The 16,898-nt window shown below is 64.0% G+C and carries 19 protein-coding genes; 13 read left to right on the top strand and 6 right to left on the bottom strand.

Annotated elements, in window-relative coordinates:
- Positions 1-25 precede the first annotated feature (25 nt).
- The 9 genes from NQ204_RS09320 to NQ204_RS09280 all read left to right on the top strand — a co-directional run bounded on the left by NQ204_RS09320 (position 26) and on the right by NQ204_RS09280 (position 10,210).
- On the top strand, positions 26-745 hold the full coding sequence (locus NQ204_RS09320; protein ID WP_256643675.1) for a phage tail tube protein: 720 nt from the start codon (positions 26-28) through the stop codon (positions 743-745).
- Entirely contained in the window at positions 742-1,131 is a 390-nt protein-coding gene (locus tag NQ204_RS09315) for a phage tail assembly chaperone family protein, TAC (protein WP_021202552.1), read from the top strand. Before NQ204_RS09320 ends, NQ204_RS09315 begins: the two co-directional genes overlap by 4 nt.
- The gene (locus tag NQ204_RS19665) at positions 1,128-1,424 is read left to right on the top strand and encodes a phage tail assembly protein T (RefSeq protein WP_488192354.1); all 297 of its coding nucleotides are present in this window, start codon (positions 1,128-1,130) and stop codon (positions 1,422-1,424) included. The genes NQ204_RS09315 and NQ204_RS19665 overlap by 4 nt, the downstream gene beginning before the upstream one ends.
- A gap of 63 nt (positions 1,425-1,487) precedes the next feature.
- Complete coding sequence (locus NQ204_RS09305) at positions 1,488-3,977, top strand: phage tail length tape measure family protein (RefSeq protein WP_256643673.1); 2,490 nt, start codon at positions 1,488-1,490, stop codon at positions 3,975-3,977.
- On the top strand, positions 3,977-4,435 hold the full coding sequence (locus tag NQ204_RS09300) for a hypothetical protein (RefSeq protein ID WP_256643672.1): 459 nt from the start codon (positions 3,977-3,979) through the stop codon (positions 4,433-4,435). Before NQ204_RS09305 ends, NQ204_RS09300 begins: the two co-directional genes overlap by 1 nt.
- Positions 4,432-4,914: a DUF1833 family protein gene (locus tag NQ204_RS09295; protein ID WP_256643671.1), complete on the top strand. Its 483-nt coding sequence runs from the start codon at positions 4,432-4,434 to the stop codon at positions 4,912-4,914. Before NQ204_RS09300 ends, NQ204_RS09295 begins: the two co-directional genes overlap by 4 nt.
- Positions 4,911-5,288 (top strand): nitrite transporter, encoded by a 378-nt coding sequence (locus NQ204_RS09290; protein WP_256643670.1) that lies wholly within the window; start codon positions 4,911-4,913, stop codon positions 5,286-5,288. Before NQ204_RS09295 ends, NQ204_RS09290 begins: the two co-directional genes overlap by 4 nt.
- Positions 5,285-8,347, top strand: a complete 3,063-nt coding sequence (locus NQ204_RS19630; RefSeq protein ID WP_256643669.1) for a host specificity factor TipJ family phage tail protein — start codon at positions 5,285-5,287, stop codon at positions 8,345-8,347. The genes NQ204_RS09290 and NQ204_RS19630 overlap by 4 nt, the downstream gene beginning before the upstream one ends.
- Positions 8,348-8,368: 21 nt before the next feature.
- Positions 8,369-10,210 (top strand): SGNH/GDSL hydrolase family protein, encoded by a 1,842-nt coding sequence (locus tag NQ204_RS09280; protein ID WP_256643668.1) that lies wholly within the window; start codon positions 8,369-8,371, stop codon positions 10,208-10,210.
- 42 nt (positions 10,211-10,252) lie between these two features.
- Here the strand turns inward: NQ204_RS09280 and NQ204_RS09275 are convergent, their stop codons facing one another.
- On the bottom strand, positions 10,253-10,558 hold the full coding sequence (locus tag NQ204_RS09275) for a hypothetical protein (RefSeq protein WP_256643667.1): 306 nt from the start codon (positions 10,556-10,558) through the stop codon (positions 10,253-10,255).
- A gap of 62 nt (positions 10,559-10,620) precedes the next feature.
- A complete protein-coding gene (locus NQ204_RS09270; protein ID WP_256643741.1) occupies positions 10,621-11,286 on the bottom strand; it encodes an SOS response-associated peptidase in 666 nt (221 codons plus the stop codon).
- A gap of 386 nt (positions 11,287-11,672) precedes the next feature.
- Between NQ204_RS09270 and NQ204_RS09265 the strand changes: the two genes are divergently transcribed.
- The 3 genes from NQ204_RS09265 to NQ204_RS09255 all read left to right on the top strand — a co-directional run bounded on the left by NQ204_RS09265 (position 11,673) and on the right by NQ204_RS09255 (position 12,969).
- The gene (locus NQ204_RS09265; protein ID WP_256643666.1) at positions 11,673-11,903 is read left to right on the top strand and encodes a hypothetical protein; all 231 of its coding nucleotides are present in this window, start codon (positions 11,673-11,675) and stop codon (positions 11,901-11,903) included.
- A gap of 2 nt (positions 11,904-11,905) precedes the next feature.
- On the top strand, positions 11,906-12,292 hold the full coding sequence (locus NQ204_RS09260; protein ID WP_256643665.1) for a hypothetical protein: 387 nt from the start codon (positions 11,906-11,908) through the stop codon (positions 12,290-12,292).
- Positions 12,293-12,450: 158 nt separating this feature from the next.
- Positions 12,451-12,969 (top strand): hypothetical protein, encoded by a 519-nt coding sequence (locus NQ204_RS09255; RefSeq protein WP_256643664.1) that lies wholly within the window; start codon positions 12,451-12,453, stop codon positions 12,967-12,969.
- Positions 12,970-13,007: 38 nt separating this feature from the next.
- On the opposite strand, the gene NQ204_RS09250 is transcribed toward NQ204_RS09255, so the two are convergent.
- Together NQ204_RS09250 and NQ204_RS09245 are read right to left on the bottom strand one after the other, a co-directional pair.
- The gene (locus tag NQ204_RS09250) at positions 13,008-13,466 is read right to left on the bottom strand and encodes a carboxymuconolactone decarboxylase family protein (protein WP_256643663.1); all 459 of its coding nucleotides are present in this window, start codon (positions 13,464-13,466) and stop codon (positions 13,008-13,010) included.
- 304 nt (positions 13,467-13,770) lie between these two features.
- Complete coding sequence (locus tag NQ204_RS09245; protein WP_256643662.1) at positions 13,771-14,343, bottom strand: hypothetical protein; 573 nt, start codon at positions 14,341-14,343, stop codon at positions 13,771-13,773.
- A gap of 855 nt (positions 14,344-15,198) precedes the next feature.
- On the opposite strand from NQ204_RS09245, the gene NQ204_RS09240 reads away from it, so the two are divergent.
- Entirely contained in the window at positions 15,199-15,309 is a 111-nt protein-coding gene (locus tag NQ204_RS09240) for a DUF3827 domain-containing protein (RefSeq protein WP_256643661.1), read from the top strand.
- Positions 15,310-15,379: 70 nt separating this feature from the next.
- Here the strand turns inward: NQ204_RS09240 and NQ204_RS09235 are convergent, their stop codons facing one another.
- Positions 15,380-15,739: a response regulator gene (locus tag NQ204_RS09235; protein WP_116863368.1), complete on the bottom strand. Its 360-nt coding sequence runs from the start codon at positions 15,737-15,739 to the stop codon at positions 15,380-15,382.
- Positions 15,732-16,889, bottom strand: coding sequence for a two-component system sensor histidine kinase NtrB (locus tag NQ204_RS09230; protein WP_488192353.1), 1,158 nt, complete (start codon positions 16,887-16,889; stop codon positions 15,732-15,734). The genes NQ204_RS09235 and NQ204_RS09230 overlap by 8 nt, the downstream gene beginning before the upstream one ends.
- Positions 16,890-16,898 lie beyond the last annotated feature (9 nt).

Raw genomic sequence — 16,898 nt, 5'->3', positions numbered from 1 at the left:
GTTTTTTATGCCCGCAGGAGAAACGATGAGCATCCTGACCCAAGGAACCCAGCTGTATGGCCTGATCAACGGCGTTGTCCGCGAGATCGAGTGCATCACGGCCTTCAATCCCGGCACCGCGCCGGCAGACCAGATCGACGACACCTGCCTGTCCGAGACCAACACGCGCACCTACAAGAAGGGCCTGCGCACGCCGGGCCAGGCGTCGGTGACCATCAACGCCGACCCGAAGAACGAGAGCCACTATCTGTTCTGGCAGCTGGCCGAGCAGGTGGACGGCGGCGAGCCGATCCAGTGGGCCATCGGCTGGTCCGACGGCGTGGATATCGAGCCCACCGTGCAGCAGGTAGGCAGCCTCTCGAGCATCGAGGTGACCAACGGCGGCACCGGCTACACCTCGGCCCCCACCGTGAGCATCACCGGCGGCGGTGGCAGCGGCGCCACGGCCACGGCCATCGTCGATTCCGGCTCGGTGATCGGCGTCAACATCACCAACCCGGGCACCGGCTACACCAGCCCGCCCACCGTCGCCTTCAGCGGCGGCGCTGGCACCGGCGCCGCTGCGACGGCGGAGCGCTCCACGGTCTCCGAGCTTGTGCTGCCGGACACCCGCACCTGGTACACCTTCCAGGCCTACGTGAGCGACTTCCCGTTCGACTTCCAAGGCAACACCGTCGTCACCACCGCGGCGACCATGCAGCGCAGCGGACCGGGCGTCTGGGTGCGTAAGGCGGAGACGCCGTGAGCCGGGCTGCCAAGAAGGTGGGCACCGCGCGTGCGGTGAGCCTGAGCGTGGCCGGCCTGCAGAAAGCCGGCGCGTTCACCGGTCGGCCGGTGGAGAAGGAAATCCGCTGGAAGCAGGGCGACGAAGAGCTGACCGCCACGGTATACGTGCGGCCGCTGGGCTTCCAGACGGCGGTGTCCGACGTGCTGTCGGCCACGAACAAGCACGACGGCGTGGCCGGCCGCATCGCGGCCAGCATCTGCGACGAGAGCGGCAAAGCCGTGTTCACCGTCGCCGATATCACCGGCGAGGCGGATCCGGAGCGCGGTGCCCTGGACGGCAACCTGTCCGTGGCGCTGCTGATGGCCATCGGCGAGGTGAACAACCTGGGAAAAGCTACGAGCTGACCCCGGAGGATGAGCTGTGGTGCGAGCTGGTCCTGAACGGGATCGGCGGTCGCAGCATCGCTGAGGCAAAGGAATGCCTCGGCATCCGGGAGTTCCAGCTCTGGAGCGTATACCGCGCTCGGCGCGGCAGCTTGAACCTGGCCGGTCGGCTGGATGCTGCAGCAGGGATGCTGGCCGCGCTGTTCGCTAACTCGAACCGCAAGCCAGGCAGTGCTCTGTTCAAGGCCACCGACTTCATGCCCTACGTGGATGCCGAGCCCATCAGCCTCGAGGAGGCGATGAAGCAGTGGTAGTCGGCGTTTAGGGCGCGCATCAACCCGGCTGGCCACTGGCCGGCCCCTGCAGCAGAGAGAGCTATGTCCCGGTCCCTTGGTACGCTGACCATCGACGTTATCGCCGAGGTCGGCGGCTTCGCGTCCGGCCTGGACAAGTCCGAGCGCCGGGCGGAGAAGTGGCGCAAGAAGGTCGAGTCTGAGGCTAAGCTGGCCGGCATTGCTCTGGGCACCGCCATCGCCGCCGCGGTGGTAATGATCGGGCGCAACACCATCGCGGCAGAGCGCGAGGTGGCCCAGCTGGATGCCATCATCCGCTCCACCGGTGGCGCGGCCGGCTACACCCGGCAGCAGCTGCTGGACATGGCCGACACCCTGTCGAGCAAGTCAACGTTCAGCGGCGGCGAGATCGTCGAGGCCCAGACCCGCCTGCTTTCGTACTCGGGCATCCTGGCGTCCAACATTCCCCGGGCCATGCAGGCGGTCATCGACCAGTCGGCACGTCTGGGTATCAGTGTCAGCCAGTCGGCGGAGACTATCGGCCGCGCGCTGGAATCGCCCAGCAAGGCGGCCGCCGCGCTCGCCCAGCAGGGCTTCGGTGCAGCCTTCACCAAGGAAGTGCGGGGCACGATCGACGAGCTGGTCAAGGCCGGCAAGGAAGGCGAGGCCCAGGTGATGATCCTGGAGATCCTTGAAGAGTCGTACGCCGGCGCGGCGCAGGCGGCGCGTGACACCTTCGGCGGTGCGCTGCAGGCCCTGGGCAACACCCTCAACGACATCACCACCGCGAAGGACGGGAGCCTGAAGGGGGCCACCGACGCGGTCAATACGCTGATCGAGACGCTGAACGACCCGGCCACGAGAGAGGGTTTCAACAATCTGATCTCGGGCGCGGTTGAAGCCATCGGCACGATGGCCAAGTTCGCATCCACCGCGGCCAACGTGACCAAGTTCGTGGCCGAGAGCCTGGCCGCCCGCGTCAACGGTCCTGACATGGCCGACGTGGTGCGCGTGGAAGACCGCATCGAGCGCCTGCAGAAGACGCTGGCGGCTGTGCAGAACTCCAAGGGCACGCTGGGCTTCTCGATGCTCAACGCCAGCGAGCTGATTCCGTCCGATCTGGTTTCCGGCCCGGACAAGGTGATGCAGCGACTGCGTGGCGAGATCGCCAACGAGCAGCGGAAGCTGGAAGAGGGCCGGCGCATGCTGGAGCTGGCAGCCAAGGCGGCCAGTGCAGCGAATGTCGAGCCGACAGGAGTCACCGGCGATGCTGCTGCGCGCGAAGCCGCAGCTGCAGCCGCAGCTGATGCCGAGAACGCCAAGAAGCGCTTGGCCGGGCAGCAGCAGCTGCAGCGTGCCTATGAGTCTTCCTCGCTGCAGCTGCAACGCCAGATCGCGCTGTTCGACACCAGTTCGGATCGTTCGGGCCGGGCGACGGAGTTGCAGCGGCTGAACTTTGAAATGACGTACGGGAGCCTGCAGGGGCTGAACGCTGCGCACCAGGAGCGCCTGCGCGCGCTGGCCACCGAGATTGATCGATTGGCTGGGGTGAAGTCGGCCAACGAAGAGGCGGCCAAGGCCACCGAAGCTTTCGTCAAGCTGAAGGACGAACTCAACAAGAAGGATTCGCTGGGCGTCGACCTGGCCCGGGATCGTTTGAAGGTGCTGCAGGCCGCCGCGGCCGTGGGCGCAGCCAATGATGCTGACTACGTTGCAACCGCTGGAAAAGTGATCGACCAGGTCGGCGGAAATGGATCGTCCGACTACAAGGGGCCGGACGCCCTTTTCGGTGGTTCCCGAGGCGAATTCTCCAAGATCGATGAAGCGGAGGAGGCCGAGAAGAGGAAGCTTCAGTCCCAGCTTGAGGAGCTTGAGCAGCAGAGGCAGGCACGCCTCGACCTCGAGACAGACTGGAACGCCAAGGAGCTAAAGCTTCGCGAGGAGCATCAGGCCAACTTGGACCGTTTGGATCGGGCTAGGTGGCAAGTTGCTGCCACGGAGGCTCAGTCCGCCTTGGGCAGCATCACCGATGTGATGCGCACCAGCTTCGGCGAGCAGTCCGCGCTTTACAAGGCGGCCTTCGTGGTCCAGAAGGCTGCGGCGATCGCGCAGTCGGCCATTGCCATTCAGCAGGGCATGGCGATGGCGGCGGCAAACCCTTGGCCGACCAACCTTGCCGCCATTGCTTCGGTGGCGGCGGCGACCGCCGGCATCGTCTCCAACATTGCCGCGGTCGGCATGGCCCACGATGGCATCGACAGCGTTCCCGAGACAGGAACCTGGTTGCTCCAGAAGGGCGAGCGGGTCACCACGGCGGCCACCAGCGCAAAGCTGGATGCAACCCTGGACCGCGTCTCACGCGACACCGATGGAGGCGGTCGGGGCGACACCTTCGAAATGAATTTCAACGTGAACGGCTCTATCAGCGAACGAGAGCGGTTGATGCAGGAGCAGACGGTCAGACGCGCGGTGAGCCTTGCGCGGCAGGACCGGGTCGCAGACACCACCTCCGGCACCGGCCCGCAATCTCGCGCGATGCGGTCGAACTGGAATGTCAGAAGGAAGGTCGGGTAATGGCGCTGATCATGCAGCCGAAGTGGTTGCCCGAGCCGCTGCGGGAGGGTTACGGACTGCGCCACGTGTCGCCGCTGACGCGGTCCACCTTCGTGAGTGGCCGGTCGCTGCCGCGGCGGGCCTTTACCGCCACGCCCAGCCAGACGGAGGTGCGCTGGCTGCTCAACGACCAGCAGGCCGCGCTGTTCGAGAAGTGGTTCCAGGAGCAGCTGACAGACGGCGTGGCGTGGTTCGCCTGCCGTCTGCGCAGCCCGCTGGGCGTTGATTACTACAAAGCGCGGTTTACCGATATCTACGACGGCCCGACGCTGACCAACTCCAACCTGTGGATGTTCACCGCGCAGCTGGAGCTGTATCTGCGGCCGCTGCTTGCCGATGGCTGGTCGGAGTACCCAGAAGGCTTCCTGCAGGCCAACGTGATCGACCTGGCGGCGAACAGGGAGTGGCCTGAGCCATGAGCATTCTTGAACGCCTCTACTCCTCTGGTGGCAGAGAGATCGAGCACGAGACGCTGGCCATCACCGTCGGCAGCGAGACCCACTACCTCACCAAGGGCTGGGAGGATCTGCAGGCGGTGCTGGAGACGGGCGAACAGGTCACCTTCAAGGCCTGCGGCATGGACGTGGCGAAGCCGGCGCGTAACGCCGACGGCGTGCAGGATCTGCGCTTCGCCCTGACCAACATCGACGGCGTGGTGAGCAGCAAGATCCGCGCCGCGCTGGCCGCACGCCAGGAAATGACCGTGACCCTGCGTGTGTACCTCAGCAGCGATCTGCTGGCCCCCATCAAGCGGCCGCTGTCGATGGTCATCAAGGGCGGGCAGTGGTCAGCCACCGAGGTCCAGGTGACGGCTGGCTTCATGAACATCCTCGACACGGCCTGGCCGCGCGATCGCTTCAACCTCTCCAAGCACCCCGGGCTGCGCTACATCTCATGAAGATCGATCTGGAAAAGTACCTGGACGTGGTCTGGGTCAGTGGCGGCCGCGTGTTCCCCGAGCTGGACTGCTATGGCGTGGTCAATGAAGTTCGCCGCGACTTGGGCCTGCCGGCCTGGGACGATCATCCCGGCGCGACCCGAGAAGATCTGCCCGAGCTGGCGCAGCAGGCCGTCCTGCAGCACGCCGGCAGCGACCTGGTGCAGGGTTCTGTGGCGTTCTGCTACGAAGGTAGCATGGTGACGCACGTGGCCGTGCTGGTGGAGGTGGAGGGCCGCATGTGCACGCTGGAGTGCAACGACGGCCGGAACGTGACCGTCCTCCCGGTGGCGCGCTTTGAACGCCGGTTCAACCGGGTGGAGTACTACGCGTGATCCGGGTTTTTCCTTCCCGCATGCCGGGTGAGGCGCTGGAGACCCACCAGCATGGGCGAACCACCGTGGATGGCTGGCTGCGTTCCAACGTGCGCGGCTACACGGGCGAGGGTGATCAGCCGATTGAACTGGACGTGGACGGCGCGGCCGTGCCGCCTGGGGCGTGGGCTTCTACGTGGATCGACGGCGACGCAGACGTGCGCATCTACCCTGTACCGCATTACGAGGGTATCGGCGCAATCATCTACTGGGTGGTTGTTGCAGTTGTGGCTGCCTACGCCATCTACATGGCGAACAATCTGCCGGGCAGTCGAAATACCAACGCAGATAGCCTCAGCCTGGACACGGCCCGCGCCAATACCGCGCGCCTCGGCAGCCCCGTGCGCGAGGTACTGGGGCGCTGCCGCGTGTGGGCCGACTACCTGGTGCAGCCGGTGTCGCGCTTCGTAGGCGGCAAGACCTACCGCACCCAGATGTTCGTGTGTGTGGGCAAGGGCCGGCACATCATCCCACTAGGCTCTGCGCGGCTGGGCAATACGCCGCTCAGCTCGTTCGGCAGCGACGTGGATATCACCATCTACCCGCCTGGTGCGGACGTAGGCGGGGACGTGCGTTCCGAGAACTGGGTGAACTCCACGGAGGTGGGCGCAACGGCTTCGGGAACCGCCGGCCTGGACCTGAGCGACACGGCAGACGTGACCACCGGCATCAATGCGGATTCGGTGACCGTTTCGGGAAACGTGTTCACCCTGAACAACGCGACCATCACCGGCGCCGACGGGAAAGAGCGGCCGGCCACCTCCCTGCCGCTGAGCTGGACGGTGGGGGCCGTGCTGACGCTGAAGGTGGCGGCGACCTTCACCGCGACCACCAGCGGGCTGTATTCGATCATCGCCGGCAGCGCGGTGGCGGAGCTGGCACCCTACGTGGGCATGCCGGTGCTGCTGACCTACAACGGCGCGGATTACGCGCTGTTCGTGGCCAGCTACACCGCGGGCTCCCCGGCCGTGCCTGGTGACGGCGGCAGCCCTGCGAAGCTGGTGGGCTCGGCCGCTGCCAGCAACTTCGATTTCAGCGGCACGCCGGCCACGTTCGGCATCAGCTGGCGCGGGACCACCTACAGCGTGGCGCTGGTGGCGAACTACATCACGCTGGGCGTGCTGCTGACTGCCATCAATGACCAGCTGGTGGACAGCGGCCTGGTGGCCACGCAGTCGGGCGGGGTGGTGACCATTGCCGAGGGGGAGAGCCCCTACGCCGGCGGCAGCATCACCTTCAGCGGGTTGCCGGCTGCCGTGTTCGGCAGCAGCCCGACCACCACCGCCGGCGAAGCCACGACCGGCGGAACGCCTGCAACGCAGCCGCGCGTGACGCTGGCCTATGACGGCCCGACCGGCACGGCCTTCGGCGGCCTGCCGCCCGGCTCGATCTCCCTGGCCATGTCGCGCGGCCAGAGCGAGTACCGCATCGCTTCGAAGTCCGGTTTCACGCTGACGGTGCAGCGGCTGACCGAGGGCGGCGTGGTCGACACCAGCTGGCCGGGCTGGGCCAGCCGGACCGCCACCGACTACCGGGCCACCGGGTTCCAGGAGGGCGAGGAGTGGCTGGGCCCGTTCCTGGTGTGCCCGAGCGGCGAGACCACGGACGCCTTCGAATACGACTTCAACTTCCCCGGCGGTCTGATCTGGTACACGGACAAGGGCAACAAGCGCACCTTCACAGTGACCGTGCGCGTGGCTTACCGCGTGTTCGGCTCGGGCGATGCATGGTCGGTGCGCACCCATACCTACACGGCCACCTCCGAGGACGCGCTGGGCTTCACCGAGCGCATCACCCTGGCCACCCCTGGGCAGATCGAAGTGCGAGTGAGGCGCGTGACCGAGCGCGGCGGCAACTCGGCGCGGGACGCCTGCTTCTGGCAGGGCCTGCGCGCACGGCTGCCGCAGCGGCCCACCCGCTACGACGACCTGACCACCATTGGGCTGACGGTGACCACCGGCACGAAGCTGGCCGCGCAGACCGACCGCCGGTTCAATGTGGAGGCCACGCGCCTGTACGACGATGGCGCGGCGCGCAGCATCAGCGGGGCGATGGTCCATGTGATGCGCTCGCTGGGCCTGCCGTTCGACCAGATCGACACCGATACGCTGCAGCATTTGGAGGACACCTACTGGACGCCGCGAGGCGAGTTCTTCGACTTCAGCGCGGAGAAGACCGGCACCAGCGCACTGGACCTGCTGCAGATGGCCGCCCAGGCCGGCATGGGTTACTTCCTGCTGATCGATTCGATGTGCTCGGCCGGCAGGGAAGGGGTGAAGGCATGGCGCGGCGGTATCTCGCCGCAGCGTCAGCTGGAGCCATTGAGCACGTCCTTCATCTCGCCCGGTCCGGACGACTACGACGGGGTGGACGTGACCTACATCGACGAGGTGACGTGGGCGCCCGAGACAGTCGAGTGCCGACTGCCCGGGATGACCGAGCCGTGGAAGGTGGAGACCTACGAGCTGCAGGGTGTCGGCACGCGCGATCGCGCGTATCGCATCGGCATGCGCCGCCTGATGAAGCACCAGGGCCAGCGCCTGACCTACAAGACCAAGACCGAGATGATGGGCTTGGTCTACCAGTATGGCGACCGGGTGAAACTGTTCGACGACATTCCCGGGTCCAGCAGCACCAGCACCATGATCGAATCGGCGCGGCTGGACGGCACGCGGCTTCTGATCGAGGTGGGTGAGTATCTGGATTGGAGCCTGGCCGCGCCGCGGTGCTTGGTGCGGTTCCAGGACGGCACGCTGTCGAACGTGATCGTGCCCACGCGGGTGGACGACCACCGGCTCACCATCGCGGCCTCGGCGCTTCCGGGTGAGCACGCCTTCAACACCTGGATCATGGACGACCCGACGATTGACCCGCCGGAGCTGATCTTCTGCGACAGCACGCGCGCTGGGTATGACGCCGTGCTGGCCGACCTCACGCCAGGCGAAGACGGCTCGGTCGAGCTGACCGCCCTGCAGTACGACCCCGCCTTCTACCAATACGACGACGCCAACGCGCCGTAGCACCACTGGAGACGCAGCAACATGACGACCTTCAACACCCGCAATGCGCTGGGTTCGAAAGATCCCAAGGATCTGTACGACAACGCGCAGAATCTCGATGACGGGATCAATGGCACTGCCAAGACGTGGACGGATCGGCTCGGCGTGGTGCGAAAGAGCTGGACCGGTATCGAGTCAGAGTTTGATCAGTTCATTGCCGACAATGGGCTCAAGCGATACTCCAGCTGGGCAGCGTTGGCAGCTGACACCAGTAGGCCAGATGGATTTGCCGCAGATGTGATCGGAGATTCGGGATTCCATGTGGACCCGATGACAGGCGCCACAGTCACGAACTCTGGTCAGTTCAGATCGTCTGGAGGATCTTGGCAATGGATGCGTGCAGACTCCATTGAGTCGATCAATGATCGTATTCGACTGACGCCAGACACCGAGAAAACGCTTTCGCTGTTCCAGTCGCTCAGTAAGACGGGTGGCCCTGGCTTCTACGTGGATCGCACTACCGGCGCGCTGGTGGCCTCGGCAAACTTCTTCTATGCGTACTCTGCCCTCACAGGGCAGGAATCTGCCATTAAGGTCACGGCCAGCCTCAGCCAGCCAGTCCAGGCGCTTGCCGTTTACAAGGATGGAACCGGTGCGTATCTGGGCTTTGAAGTGATGGGGACTTCGACTGAAACCCTTTACAAAGACTACGAGCTTAAGGCGGTTCCCCCTGATGCTAGGGCCATTTACGTTTCTTCCCGGAGGAACAATATTGCGATCGAGGCCTCCTACATCGCAGCTGGTGTTGCACAGCGACTGACGACCGCCGAACGCAATGCGCAGAAATCGGCGGCTTCGTTGGCTGATCTGACGAGGCAGAGCACTATGGATGTTTCCGGCTACTACATCGACAAAAGTTCAGGTGCTGCAGTTGCGAGCTCTGCCTACAACTACTCGTCGCTTCCGCTCAATGGCGATGAGGGGTTCGTGTACTTCACCACCTTGGTCACGGGCACGACCACCACGCCCCTGGCATTCTTTGGCTCCGATGGAACTTTGATCTCAATTTTTGGGGCGGTCGGCACCCAGTACACGGACGAACGTGTAGCGATCCCTACGGCCGCGCGTTCTGTAGCAGTGACTGCGCGTTCAGGCAACCCGATCGTAATCAAACTCGAGCAGGTGTCGCCGGATGTAGCAAAGCGTCTGGCCGTCCTCGAGGCGGGCAGCTCCTCGTCTCTCAGCAGATGGCGGGGCCAGGCCGTGGCGTCCTTTGGCGACAGCTTGGTCGGGCAGGGTCGGTGGCAACCAGCCGTGGTTGCCGAGCATGGGATTGTGCACACCAACTGCGGTGTCGGCGGCAGCAAGGTGGCAAAGCCGGACGCAGGCCCGCAGGTGGTATCGATGTGCGACCAGGCGAGAATCGACGCAATTCCAGCCGGCAGCGTGGCTGTGCTCTTCGAGGGGGGCACCAACGACTGGGCGCAGTCTGTGCCGCTTGGCGAGTTCACTTCCACTGCTGAAACCGAGTTCTACGGCGCCCTTCATTCAACCATCGGGAAGCTGTTGACGCGATTCCCGAAAGCTAGGATCTTCTGCATCACGTCGCCATACGGTGAGAGGATCACCGTCCCCGGCGACTGGCCGAACGGCTGGACCAACGCGATAGGGCTGACGGTCCGGGCGTACGCGGAAGCTACCAGGCGTGTGGCCGAGCACTATGGGCTGCCGGTCATTGAATGGTCGCGGGAGTGTGGGTGGAGCCACGCAAACGTTGCGCAGTTCCTGGACAATGATGGGGCGTACTTCCACCCCTCGGTCGCAGCCGGAGCGCCGCTTCTGGGGAGGATCGTGAATGGTCGCCTCTGGGATATCCAGCGCTAAAGCTTGAGAGTGCCGGGGGCACGACTGCACCCCCGGCATTTGTTAACGGAGGTTCTTCGCGCGAAGGATTTCGGTGTTGATGTCCAGAATCTCGGCCTCGATGCGTCTCAAGCCGCCACGACCAAAATCGATCAGGTCAAGTTTGCGCTGCACGAGCTGGTTGCGGTCAATGACATCCATGTCTTTACCGTTCTCTTCCAGCTCTTGGTTGACCTCGCCGAGTTCTTGATCAGAGCGGTTGTCGTGTTCATCAAGCTGGGCGTCGCTCAGCCCTGCCCGGAACGCTGCAACCTCATCCCGGCGTGTGGTGTAGGTATCAAGGTCTTTTTCCAACTGCCGCAGTGACATGTGATTCTCCCGTGTGAAGGTAGTCCTATGGGGCTCCGTCCGCGGAATCCCAAGAGAACGACCTATCCCTCGGCTTGAATCAATGACTTGCTGTTGTTTCGGGGCGTATTGACCGCGCGGCTGACCCTGTACGCCTCCATGGCCGGCGGCTCGCTGGCCAGGAGCATGGCCATGGCATCGTCGGTGCCGGCACCCATCCAGTCATCGATCTGGCCGGCGTGTAACCAGACCGGCATGCGGTCGTGGATATCCGCTGAGACGCCGCTGCTGTCGCCGGTGATGATCGTGAAGGTGCCCAGGTTGCCATCGGGCAGCAGCGGGCTGGTGTCTTCCCACAGGCCGGCCGCCAGCAGCGGGCCGGCGGCGTGGATGAACCACGGATCCTTTTTCCCGTCCTCTGGGCTCACCGACCATTCGTAGTACCCGGCCATGGGGATGACGCATCGGCGCTTCTTGAAAGCCGTGCGGAATGCCGGCTTGGTGGCCACCGTCTCGATGCGGGCATTGATGGTGGAGCCCTGCAGGCCCTCGGCCTTGGCCCAGAACGGCAGCAGGCCCCAGGAAATCCGGGTGACCTGTCGGCCTTCGCCACGGTCGAGGATGACCGCGGCGCGCTGTGTGGGCGCCAGATTGAAGCTCGGCCGGATCTCGGCCAATCCCGGGGCGAGGTCCGCCAGGCCGGGCAGGCCGAAGTCGAAAACGGGGAGCTGGACGAATCGGCCGCACATGACCGGAGGGTAGCCCCGCCGACCGTGCCCGGGGCGTGTAGGGACAGACCGAACCGACAAGGCGACGTTGCCCGATGGTGTCAACCGGGCAGGGCGGGCATCCTGACTTCGCCGGATCCGGGGCCGCAGGCAGCTCAACCCGGGGGCGCGTGAGCAGCGCCGCGCCGGCACTATGCAGGTAGCAAAGTTGCTAATGACTCAATGCCTAGCATCCCGTAAGATCGCCGCAGCTCAGGATGGGCGATACAGGGGGAAGTGTGGCAAAGGTTACTGTTAAGCATGTGGAGCACGGTTCCTACAATCGTGCCATGGCGTCTGGAATTACTCTCGCAGGCCCTAGCCCTGACGGCTTTGTCCATGTTCAATTCTGGCGCGAAGCTCTTCGGATGACCGAGGAACACTTCGACCAGGAGCTGCTGCAGGAAGGCGATATGCAGGTGGCCAAAATGGTCCCCGCTGGCAGTTCGTCTGAGCAGTTTCGAGAAGATGTGGCGACGATGATGATTCCGGTTCAGAAATTCCCGGAATTCTGTGATGCGATGTGCAAAATGCGCGACATGCTCGCTCAGGCGATTGCCGTTCGTGACGCCGCCATCGCGCGCGACACCGCAGGCTAAACGTGGCAGGGGTCGAAAAGGCGCCTGGCGCCGATTTCGTCGTTCAGTTCCCGGAAGCGATTGTGTCCTCATCTCCTACCGGGGTGAGAACTGTCGTTGTTAACATCGCGCCCAGCGCTCCGGTTCTGAAGACCGTCCAATCAGCCGTTTCCAGCGGAGCTTCCAACGTCATGAGTGATTTTTCGGATTTGGACAAGCGACTTCGCACCGTTGAGACGGATGTGGCAACCGTGAAAGAGCGGCTGAACCATGTTCCGACCAAGGCGGACATGCAGACTATGCTGAACGGCGTTCAGGCAAAGGTACTGTGGGCCATATTTGGCTTGGCAGTTGCTGCGGTTGTGAAGTGGGCATGGCCAGTGCTATTCGCATCCCACTCCGCTAGTTGACCAGAGCCCCGCTGTTGCGGGGCTCATTAGTTTATGCGCTCAAAGAATGGGGCGCCTGAAGGACGCCGCTCGGGCAACGGGCCGAGCCTCGCTCAACTCTCCCCGAACGATTCAGGCAGGTCGCCGTCCCGTTTGCAGGATCTGCGACGGCCGCGCGTATGCTCCTCGCCATGCTTCCATCGCTCGGCTACCAAGGCTTTCGCACTGCCCCCATCCCTTCGGGTTGGGTGCAGATGGGTGAGCGCTGGGCGCTGTGGTGGAACGGGCGCGAGGTGGCCAGCGTCACCCCGACCCGGGAGGGTAGCTACCGCCTGCACATGAACGCCCTGAAGATGTGGCAGACCAAGAACGCACCGGTTGCCAGCATCCGGCAGGGCAAGCGCTTCGCCGAGCGCTGGTGTGCCGCCAGGCTGTTTCCGGACTTGCCGCTGCGAGAGGCGGTCGTTCGCCTGACCGACAACACACCCATCAAACCGGCGCGACCGCTGCCCGGACTGCCGCCGACCCGCGAACAGCAGCAGCAGGCCCAGCGCCTGGACGAGGCGGCTGCTGCCGCGTCCGCCAGGGTGATGGCGGCGCTGGAGCCGATCCGGCCGCCAGCGGAGGCAAAGCCCCGACTGACGGATCCCGCTAAGGCTCGGTTGAGGGAGGCAAAAGTCGGATCGAAGCGGCGCTGACGCGGCGCTGGGCCAATGCCCAGCGCTCGCCGGTGTGGTTACTCGGTAGCGGGCTTGGCCCGGGGCTTGAGCCTAAAGCTCACGCCTAGCCGATTGATCGCGTTCATTGCCGCGATGGTGAGCGTGAGATCGACAAGGTCCTTCTCGCTGAAGGCTGCGGCCACGGCCTGGTACGCCTCGTCAGATGCGTGGGTCTCGCTGACAAGCGTCACTTCCTCAGCCCATGCCAACGCGGCGCGCTCTTGGTCCGAGAAGAGGTACGCGGCTTCGTGCCAAACAGGCAGAAGGGTGATTGTGTCGAAGGGCATGCCTTCCTTGAGTAGATCGCGTGTGTGAATGTCTATGCAGTGCGCGCATCCATTCAGTTGAGAAACGCGCAAGAACACCAGGTGGATCAATTTTGAGGGCAACGATGTGCCGGTGGTCACAAAGTGATGGAGCTGTCCAACCGCTTTGGCGCCTTCGGGAGAGACCACAAACCAGTTCGCTCGGTTCATCTGCATTGTCCTGTCCTGTAAGTGTGGACCGGAATCGGCCCACTTGTAGGTGGAGACGCCAAACGGCCTTAGTTCGTGACAACTGCCTGCATACGGCGGTTGCCTCGCCGCAGAGGCGGGCAGTGGGCGCCTGTCCCGCTTGGAGTGAAATGCCTCGCAATGGCTGCCGTGGCTCCAGAAAACTCCGGATAGCCACCTTGTGCCGCAATGGCTCAGGCGGCCGGGTTCCAGAAATCAATTCAATGCATGTCGTTGATTCGTGTCCAGAGTCAGGTAGACTTCTAAGCCGCCGTTTGCTTCTACGTTATGACGCGCTGCGCGCGTTTAGTTTCCCGCGTAGCTGACCAATCGCCTCTGCGATTTCGAGATGGAGCGTGGCCAGATCCATGCAGGCATGTCCAACCTCGTCGTACCTTGCCGCCAGCGAGTCGATCGTGAAGTCCATCCCGTCCGCAATGTTGCTGGAACAGGGGTCTCGAGTCTCCCCCTTGTACATGTAGGTCTCGTACGGCGACCGTTTGAGGAACAACTGGTCTACGCCGTGAATGAGATGGTGGCGAGCGACTACTTCGCGCTTGGCCCACTCGAGTAAGTCCGTCACACGGTCTTGCGGATCCCAGAGCGAAGGGCAGGCTTCTAGGCACTTTTCCAGGTTTTTGACTTTAGAGTCGAAGGCCATAGGTCCAGGCTTGAATTTCGGAGGCAAGGATGGCTCGCCCAGCTTCATGAGAATTTCCCGGTATGGACCTCCAGCTATCGCCAGCAGGTCATAAAGCCCGTTTTCAAACCTTCCCCAAGCGCTGACGTACCGGCCCAACACCGCGTAGTAGTCGCGTTCGCTCTCGTCATGAAAATGAACGGTTTCTGAAACGTACATTTCGTTGCCTCAAAGTGAATGCCAGATAACTCGATTGCATGGGCGCCGGAGCGAAGGGCTCGTCACGTCGGAGTCGCGCAGATCCGCCGCTGGCGGGGCATTTTAGGCACAGGTTTGGCACAGACTGACTGAGAAGCGTTGGTAGATATGGGCCGGTCGCCCCCCTCCTAAGGGGAAGGTCGCCCGTTCGAATCGGGCCGGGGTCACCACGCGCTTGGCGCACTCATCCGCAGTGCCGCGCTCATTCCCCGCATTCATCCGCACCGCATTGCCGGAAATGCGTATCACCCTGCAGAACAGCTAGCCCGTTTGCCCTTACGGTGATCCTGCAGCACAGGTTGGCCGTCATTTCTACGCCATCAGCCTGGCCGCAACCCTGCCGTCCGGAGTATTGCCGTGGACCTGTTGCTCGCTATTGGTGAGGTAGCGCTGGTGGCTGCCTGCCTGCTCGGGCTCGTCCATGTTGCAGACCGTGCCTGGCGCCGTCGCAAGCGCTGAACGGGCCGGTTGGGGGGTATCTTCCAGCGGAAAGAAATTGGCGCTATTGTCCGCAAATCGTGATGACAATCACATTTGGGGTGAGCCCGTGCAAGCTCGTCGTTTTCGGTATGCGTACAGGAAAGTGCGGGAATGGCATGTGGGCTCGCTCCGCGCCGGTTGGTTGGCGCTGCGCTACGGCCTGACCGGTGATACCGGGCGCTTCAATTCGCATGGAGGCTGGCGGGTCAGTCGTCTGCGGGTGGACCGCGACGCGGATTCCTGAATGCATTTGGTCGCATCTGGCGACCCTGCACGCGCACTGCACATGTAGAACGCGAAGCTCGTTCCATCCCTGTTATCACGATGGAGAAAGCGATGAACAACCCCGGCACCCGTAAACCCTCCTGGCGCCAGAGCAAAGGGATGTGGATCGTCATCGGCGTGGCCTTGGCCATTTTCGTGGTGACGCTGTTCATGCGCTGGTAAAGGCGTCGAGCCGCCGGGCATGGCCCGGCGGTACCAGGCGCGATTTCGATCCACGCCATGCGTGGATGCCTCAATCCTGCTTCAACAGCTCCACCAGCTGGCGCAGCCGATAGGGCTTCGGCAGGAACTCAACCTGGTCGGGCAGCGGCGGCAGCTGCGAGCGCGCATAGCCTGAAGACAGGATCATCCGCGCGTGCGGCTGGTCGCGCGCCACGTGCTCGCTGAGCTCGATGCCGGACATGCCGTTGGGCATGCTGACGTCGCTGAACACCACGTCGAAGCGCTCGCCGCCCTGCATCAGGGCGACGGCTTCGTGGCCGTCGGACGTGGTTGCCACATCGATGCCGAAATCGCGCAGTGCCAAGCCGATCATTTCGCGCAGATCGGACTGGTCCTCCACCATCAATACGCGGAGCGGGTCATCAGTCATGGGCAGGGTCCTCGGTTGCGGGTAGCAGCAGGCTGACCGTGGTGCCGACACCGGGCGTGGTGGACACATCAACGAAGCCGCCGCTCTGGGTAGTGAAACCGAACACCTGGCTGAGGCCCAGGCCGCTGCCTTTGCCGATGTCCTTGGTCGTAAAGAAGGGCTCGGTGGCCCGTTCAGCGATGTCCGGGGCCATGCCGTGGCCCTCGTCGCAGACGCTTAGTGTCACATATCGACGCTGCCGCGCGGTGTCCGCATCTGGATCCAGCCGGTGCTCAAGCGCCGTGGCAACCAGCACGCGACCGCCATCCAGTGTAGCGTCGGCAGCGTTGGCCACCAGGTTGACGAGAGCGGTCTGCAGCTGCAGCGGGTCGGTACTGAGCAGGGGCAGGCCGGGGGTGAGTGCAGCCTCGACCGTGACCCCGGGCGGGCAGGTGCTGCGCAGGCCGGGCAGCCACTCATGGATCTGCTGGTTGATGTCCAGCGGCTCGCGGATCAGGGTCTGGCCGGTGCTGAAGGCCAGCAGTTGCCGGGTCAGGAGCGATCCCCGGTCGGTGGCCGCCTGTGCCATGGCCAGCAGCTCGGCCGCGCGGGCGTCGCTGCCCAGGCGCATCGACAGCAGGTCCAGCGCGTTGCCGACCGTGGTCAGCAGGTTGTTGAACTCATGCGACAGGCCGCGGCTGAGCCGGCCTACGGTCTCGAACTGCTGGGTCTGGCGCAGGGCGCGCTGGGCATCACGCAGCAGGCGCTGGGATTGCCATTGCTCGGTGATGTCGCGGGTGATCTTGACGAAGCCCAGCAGTTGGCCGTTCTCGCGGACCGCTTCGATGACGATGCTGGCCCTGAACGACGAGCCATCATGGCGCACCCGCCAGCCCTCAGTAGCCACGTGGCCATTCTGTGCGGCCAGGTGCAGCAGGCGCTGCGGCTCGCCGGCCTCGCGTTCATCGGCCAGGTAGAAGCGGCTGAAGTGGGTGCCGATGACTTCGTCGGCACGGTAGCCCTTGATCCGCTCGGCGCCCGGGTTCCAGCTGCAGACGATGCCGTGCGGATCAAGCAGGTACAGGGCATGGTCACGAACGCTGTCGATCAGCAATCGCAGTTGTCGGGACGTGTCCGTCAGCACGGAAGGCGTAGAGGCAAGAGCGTCCACCTGGAAATC

Origin of the sequence: Stenotrophomonas testudinis (assembly GCF_024499815.1) — a bacterium.
Taxonomy (GTDB): domain Bacteria; phylum Pseudomonadota; class Gammaproteobacteria; order Xanthomonadales; family Xanthomonadaceae; genus Stenotrophomonas.
The sequence above is the reverse complement of the archived record's forward strand: the minus strand, read 5'-3'. Positions and strand labels throughout refer to the sequence as shown.

What these genes read in the sequence shown, in the direction of transcription:
- NQ204_RS09320 (WP_256643675.1), top strand. Translation starts at nt 26, where the DNA reads ATGAGCATCCTGACCCAAGGAACCCAGCTGTATGGCCTGATCAACGGC.
- NQ204_RS09305 (WP_256643673.1), top strand. Translation starts at nt 1,488, where the DNA reads ATGTCCCGGTCCCTTGGTACGCTGACCATCGACGTTATCGCCGAGGTC.
- NQ204_RS09300 (WP_256643672.1), top strand. Translation starts at nt 3,977, where the DNA reads ATGGCGCTGATCATGCAGCCGAAGTGGTTGCCCGAGCCGCTGCGGGAG.
- NQ204_RS09295 (WP_256643671.1), top strand. Translation starts at nt 4,432, where the DNA reads ATGAGCATTCTTGAACGCCTCTACTCCTCTGGTGGCAGAGAGATCGAG.
- NQ204_RS09290 (WP_256643670.1), top strand. Translation starts at nt 4,911, where the DNA reads ATGAAGATCGATCTGGAAAAGTACCTGGACGTGGTCTGGGTCAGTGGC.
- NQ204_RS09280 (WP_256643668.1), top strand. Translation starts at nt 8,369, where the DNA reads ATGACGACCTTCAACACCCGCAATGCGCTGGGTTCGAAAGATCCCAAG.
- NQ204_RS09275 (WP_256643667.1), bottom strand. Translation starts at nt 10,558, where the DNA reads ATGTCACTGCGGCAGTTGGAAAAAGACCTTGATACCTACACCACACGC.
- NQ204_RS09270 (WP_256643741.1), bottom strand. Translation starts at nt 11,286, where the DNA reads ATGTGCGGCCGATTCGTCCAGCTCCCCGTTTTCGACTTCGGCCTGCCC.
- NQ204_RS09265 (WP_256643666.1), top strand. Translation starts at nt 11,673, where the DNA reads ATGACCGAGGAACACTTCGACCAGGAGCTGCTGCAGGAAGGCGATATG.
- NQ204_RS09255 (WP_256643664.1), top strand. Translation starts at nt 12,451, where the DNA reads ATGCTCCTCGCCATGCTTCCATCGCTCGGCTACCAAGGCTTTCGCACT.
- NQ204_RS09250 (WP_256643663.1), bottom strand. Translation starts at nt 13,466, where the DNA reads ATGAACCGAGCGAACTGGTTTGTGGTCTCTCCCGAAGGCGCCAAAGCG.
- NQ204_RS09245 (WP_256643662.1), bottom strand. Translation starts at nt 14,343, where the DNA reads ATGTACGTTTCAGAAACCGTTCATTTTCATGACGAGAGCGAACGCGAC.
- NQ204_RS09240 (WP_256643661.1), top strand. Translation starts at nt 15,199, where the DNA reads ATGAACAACCCCGGCACCCGTAAACCCTCCTGGCGCCAGAGCAAAGGG.
- NQ204_RS09235 (WP_116863368.1), bottom strand. Translation starts at nt 15,739, where the DNA reads ATGACTGATGACCCGCTCCGCGTATTGATGGTGGAGGACCAGTCCGAT.